A 1,909-nucleotide genomic window follows, 5' to 3' on the forward strand; every position below is an offset into this window, starting at 1 on the left:
TGATAGTATAACAGTTAGTGTTTTAGATAGTGTTTTAGAAAACTTATTCCCTGCTACTCTACGCTATCAATTGCGGTTTCCTCAAACAGGAAAACGTTTGTTAGATATTGAGTACTCCCTATCTCAAGAGGAGTTATTTTTAGGATTTAGCCATAGTCTAGATATTCCGACGGATTGTAAAAGTGGTCTAATTTTAGGAAAAATAACCCTTTATAATTCACAGTCAACTCCTTTAGCCACTCAACAATTTACTGTTACAGCTAATGTAGAGGATTTATTAGAAGTAATTGTGCCAGGGAATCAGGGGATGCCAATGGAAACCATGGTAGTACTGGCTAATCGGATCGCTGAATCTGCAAAACCTGATCAACCTGATCAAGACCTTCTATTATTAGATGAAGACCCCTTAGAGCAGACTACGCTGGATCTGGTTGAGCTACCTCAAAACCATCCATCTCTGTTCTTGCAACCTATCTCTGGACGGTCTTTACCACCAAAACTTTACCACCATCAGCCGAGTGATATAACTGTTAAATCCCTCGAATTGCCCAGTTTGCCTACAATCCAGTCGGTTGCTGACTCGGGAGCACAGGGCCAAGACCTCCAAGATCAGTCTAAAGCATCTGATTCAGTTTCCCTAGATGATCAAGAATCCTCGACTACAGCCAATCAAGAACTAGATCATCGAGAGCAAGATACTGGGTCAGAGTTACAGCTTCAAGACACAGTGCTTCAAGACACAGTAGTTCAAGACACAGTAGTTCAAGACACAGTAATTCAAGACACAGTAGAACAGTCGGAAGATAGTTCAGAAGATACTAATGAAGATAGTAATGTACAGATAAAGTCTGAGGTCTTATCTAATTATAATGATGCTTCTGAAGTGCTGATTAATTCCCTAACGGAATCTGAGGGAATCCAAAATCTTGAGATTAGTGAGATTGATAAATCTGAAACAGATGATCAGTTAGAGGATTCACAATCGGTTAATACCCAGTTCAAGAATTCCAAGGTAAACCAATTATTGAATACTACTCGGTGGGAGACTCCAGATTCTGTAAAAGATCCTGAGTCAATCGCTTTAGAAGAAGCTTTCCGAGCCTTAAACATGGAAGAGCGTTTTTGGTCACGGTTGAGTGCTTTAGCTGAAGATCATGAATTGATGGAATTGCTGAGGTTAGAATTATCCCCAGAGAGTAATCCTCCTGGGCAAGATCACTCACCAGTGACAAACGAACAGAGCAATAAAACGGCTAGCAACGAAGAAGAGGTTAGGGAATTTCCAGAAAAGGTCTTGGAGTCAATGACAGAATCTGAGGATTTGTCGCTAGTTAGTTCAGAATTAGCAATGCCAGAGACACCCCCTAAAGTTGGTATTACTAGTCACGATTGGACGACTCAGGAAATTGTAGTGGATGATCGAGAAATAGCCCCACAACCGACAAAAGCTACAGCAACCAAGCAACATGACGTTAAGGCTAAACTGGATAATCTTTCATCCCTAGAGTTGGATGCGACCTTAGCAGCACCGACTTTATCAATACCGACTACTAGGGACTTGGTTGCTGGAGAAAAGGTAATGGTGACCATAAAACTTCCTCCTAGTCAATCTCGCTTATGTATTAAATTGTGGGTTAAAGACGTCCAAACTCGCTCTCTGCTCCAGGAAACCCGTTCTATTATAGATTTACTCCCCAATGCGGCTGGGGAGCTGGAGGCAATGACTCAATTAGTTATACCCCAAGGCACGACTCAAATTAGAATAGAAGCGATCGCAATTAATTTGGAAAATCAGCAGGAGAGTCACAAGGCGGAGTTGGAGTGTGTAGTTGTTCCTACTGACTTATCGAGTAGCGTTGAAGGATGAAGTATTTTATAGCAATTATCATAGCTATGAGGTAAACAATTT

Annotated in this window: 1 protein-coding gene; it reads left to right on the forward strand. The window is 41.2% G+C overall.

Annotated elements, in window-relative coordinates; translation table 11 throughout:
• The coding region (locus F6K49_RS44700) for a hypothetical protein (RefSeq protein ID WP_293108442.1) at positions 1 to 1,867 on the forward strand (1,867 nt) is incomplete at its 5' end.
• Positions 1,868 to 1,909 lie beyond the last annotated feature (42 nt).

Source organism: Moorena sp. SIO3I6, assembly GCF_010672095.1.